The organism is Streptomyces sp. NPDC058469 (assembly GCF_042721125.1).
Lineage (GTDB): Bacteria > Actinomycetota > Actinomycetes > Streptomycetales > Streptomycetaceae > Streptomyces.
Window position 1 is genome coordinate 1 of record NZ_JBHXME010000319.1, and the last position, 4,031, is coordinate 4,031.

At 69.3% G+C, this 4,031-nt stretch carries 2 protein-coding genes; one reads left to right on the top strand and one right to left on the bottom strand.

From position 1 onward, the window contains the following. Positions 1–1,203: streptophobe family protein (locus tag ACFWP5_RS51980; RefSeq protein ID WP_384174341.1), on the bottom strand; the 1,203-nt coding region annotated here is incomplete at its 3' end. A gap of 235 nt (positions 1,204–1,438) precedes the next feature. Between ACFWP5_RS51980 and ACFWP5_RS51985 the strand changes: the two genes are divergently transcribed. After that, positions 1,439–3,985 carry an FHA domain-containing protein gene (locus tag ACFWP5_RS51985; RefSeq protein WP_384174343.1) on the top strand — a complete coding sequence of 849 codons (2,547 nt, stop codon included), beginning with the start codon at positions 1,439–1,441 and terminating at the stop codon, positions 3,983–3,985. Positions 3,986–4,031: the final 46 nt, after the last annotated feature.

Genomic DNA, 4,031 nt, shown 5'->3' on the forward strand with positions numbered 1-4,031 from the left:
AGACAGCCCCACGTCACACAGTGCGAGCCGCGCTGCCTGCCGCCCCGCAGCCCCGGTCGCGTACGCGAGCAGCCCCCCGTCACTCCCCGCCCCCAAAGGCGTCCGTACCCCGGTCAACACCCCCGCCAGCAGCATCATCAAGGCTGCGGCAACCCCCAACAACCAAACCCGACCGTCCAGTTCGGCCAACCGCCCCAACGTCACGGGCTGGTCCGACTTCACGCTGAGGAGTTGGTCCAGCGGATGCGGAAGCAGCTTCGCCAGTTCCCCCGTCGCCTTGCCGTCCCAGGGGACGAAGAGGCCGATCGGGATGCCGAGCCAGACGCCGTTGGGGGCGCCCAACAGCGCCGTGCCCGCGATGCGTTTCGGGTGGTCGTCGCCGATCGCCGCGTACGCCGCCGCCGCGAGCCCCGCCGCCACCGCGACCAGCAGCACCGCGACGAGGGCGGACGCGGCCGGGCGTACGACCCGGTGGACGGCCTCCCAGCCGCGGGGGAGGGGGGTACGGCGGGATGCCAGCAGGGCGATGAGGAGGATGCCGGCCGACCAGCCCAGGCCGCCCAGCAGGGTCGGCGCCGTGTCCACCGTGAAGCCGACCGCCGCCTTCGCCTTGACCAGGTCGCTGATCTTGCCCGGCAGCAGCCCGCCGATGTCACCGATGTCGCCGAGGCCGGGGATGTTCACCCCGCCGCCGCTTCCGCCGCCGCCCGTCAGCTTGTCGAGGCCCAGCTTGCTTCCGTCGATCGTGATGACGTCGTGCCCGGCCCAGGCCAGCCCGCCGAGCATCGCCACGAAGAGCACGATCACCGAGCCCGCGCGGGCGAGGAGTTCGGCCGGGGCGATCACAACTCCGGCCGCCCGCAGGGACCGTAGGAAGAAGTACGACAGCAGGAGGGCGCCCACCAGGCTCACGCCCAGCGGGGTGATCGTGACGGCCGTGGTCGCCTGGGCGCCGGTCAGGCCGAAAGCCGACACATCGCCCGTCGGGGTGACGGAACCGCCCGCTCCGAGGGCCACCACCGCCGCGGTCATCGGGCCGAGCGAGCCCGTCGCGTCGGCGCCCAGCAGGTGCAGGCCGAGCGCGGCCGTGCCCGCCATCCCTATCAGCGCCCAGCTCACCGCGGCGATCGCGGACAGCAGGACGTCACCCCAGGGCACCCTCGTGTCGTAGCTCGCCGTCCTGACACTCGTCGCTGAGCTCATGGCAGACCCCCCGATCCGCGGCGCGGACACCACGCATGTCCCCCTCGCGTGGATTACCACTCTCCGGGTCGGTTTCAACCCCGTCAACGGAACCGCCGGATGCGTACCGACGTGGTCTTCACAAGGCCCGACTTTCGGTCAGGGGGTGCAGCCTGAAATAGTTCCCGACGATGTTCGCCATCCCTAGACTCCCTGTGATGGGGGTAACTCGGGGGACTACTCAGTGGGGCATGGAGTGCCGGAACTCGTACTGGAATTGAATGGACGGACCTGGACGCTCGACGCGTCCAGGCCCTACACCCTCGGACGTGATCCGCAGGGGGACATCGTGGTCGACGACGCCAGGGTCTCCTGGCGGCACGCCACGATCAGCTGGGGCGGCCGGAGTTGGGTGATCGACGACCACGGCAGCACCAACGGCACGTTCGTGCAGGGCCAACGCATCCATCAGATGGAGATCGGCCCGGGCTCGTCCGTGTATCTGGGGAACGCGAACGACGGCCCGTGTCTGAGCCTGTCCGGCGCCGCGGCTTCCGTGGCGACCCCGCAGGCCCAGCCGCAGCAACAGCCGTACGCCGCACAGGGCGCGAGCCCCGGCTGGGCGCAGCAGGCACCGCCTCAGCAGGCACCGCCTCAGCAAGCACCGCAGCAGGCGCCGGCGCAGACGCCCGAGCAGTTGCGCTACCAGCCGCCGCCCGCCGCGAACATTCCGCCGCAGCAGGGATCCGGCGCCGGCGCGGGGGCGCCGTCGGTCTACGGCGACCGCAGCCCGACCACGTTCCACCAGTTCTCGCTGGGGCGCGTGATGCGCATCGGCCGTGCGCTGGAGAACGAGTTGGTGGTCTCGGACCTCCAGGTCTCGCGCCACCACGCCGAGTTCCACGCGACGCCCGACGGCCGCTACGAGATCCGCGACCTGGGCTCGCACAACGGCACGTACGTCAACGGCCAGCCGATCACCAAGGGCGGCTCGGCGCTGCTCGGCCCGAACGACATCGTCGGCGTCGGCCACTCCACGTTCCGCCTGGTCGGGGACCGTCTCGAAGAGTTCGTCGACACCGGTGAAGTGTCCTTCTCGGCCCGTCACTTGACGGTGACGGTCGACGGCGGAAAGGACATCCTCAAGGACGTCTCCTTCGGCGTCCCGGAGAAGTCGCTGATCGCGGTCATCGGCCCCTCGGGCTCCGGCAAGTCGACCCTGCTCAAGGCGCTCACCGGCTACCGGCCCGCCAACCAGGGCGACGTCCTCTACGACAACCGGAACCTGTACAAGCAGTTCGCCGAGCTGCGCCAGCGCATCGGTCTGGTCCCGCAGGACGACATCCTGCACAAGGAACTGACCGTCAAGAAGGCCCTCAAGTACGCGGCCAAGCTGCGCTTCCCCGCCGACACCACCGGCGACGAGCGTCAGGCCCGCATCGACGAGGTGCTGCGCGAGCTGAAGCTCGACATCCACAAAGAGAAGAAGATCACCTCCCTCTCCGGCGGCCAGCGCAAGCGCGTCTCGGTGGCCCTGGAACTGCTCACCAAGCCCTCACTGATCTTCCTGGACGAGCCCACCTCGGGCCTCGACCCGGGCATGGACCGCGATGTCATGCAGCTGCTGCGCGGCCTCGCCGACGACGGCCGCACGGTCCTCGTCGTCACCCACTCCGTGGCCGAACTGGCGATCTGCGACAAGCTGTTGGTGATGGCACCGGGTGGCAGCGTCGCCTACTTCGGCCCGCCCGAGGAGGCACTGAACTTCTTCGGCTACGACACTTGGGCCGACGTCTTCTCCGCCTTCGAGAACTACCGCGACTACGACTGGGCGGGCCGCTGGAAGGGCTCGCAGCACTACCAGATGTACGCCGCGGACATCGACGCGATTGCTCCGCAGTCCGTACAGATGCCCCCGATGCAGGCGATGAAGCCGCCGAAGCCGCAGGGCTGGATGTCGCAGTTCGTCACGCTGGTGCGCCGCTACGTCGGGGTGATCGCCTCCGACAAGGGCTTCCTGGCCCTGATGGTGATCCTGCCGGCCGTCCTGGGCGCGGTGAGCCTGCTCATCGACTCGGGCAACAGCCTGCTGCCCAACCCGCCCAGCCCGAAGACCGGCAACATCATCCCGAACGGCACGGCCACCACGGTCCTGCTGATCCTCGCGGTCGGCGCCTGCTTCGCCGGCGCTGCCAACTCCGTCCGTGAGCTGATCAAGGAACGGGTCATCTACGAGCGGGAGCGCGCGACGGGCCTGTCCCGGTCCGCGTACCTGATGTCCAAGGTGTTCGTGCTCGGTGTGATCACCGCGCTGCAGGGCCTGATGGTCGGTGTCATCGGCTTCGCCAGCCGGGAGATTCCGAAGCAGGGCCTGGTCCTCGGCAGCCAGACCATGTTCGAACTCTGCATCCCGATCATGGGCCTCGGCTTCACCGCGATGATGTTCGGCCTGATCATCTCCTCGCTGGTGAAGACCGCCGAGAAGACCATGCCGCTGCTGGTCATGTTCGCGATCATCCAGGTCGTGTTCACCGGCTGCCTGTTCACCCTGAACGGCGCGGTCGGCGTCAACCAGTTCTCGTACCTGATGCCGTCGCGCTGGGCGGTCGGCGCCGCGGGCGCCACGCTGGACTTCAACAAGATCAGCCCGCCCAAGCCGGGCGACAGCGCGGACCCGCTGTGGGAGCACACCGTCGGCGCCTGGGGCATGGACATGGCCGCCCTGATCGTCCTCGGCGTGATCTGCGGCTTCTTCGTGGCCCGCTTCCTGCGCCGCCACGAGCCCGAGGTCATGCGCAAGTAACCACTCCTGCTACGACGCCGAAGGGCGGCGCCCCTGGTGGGGGTGC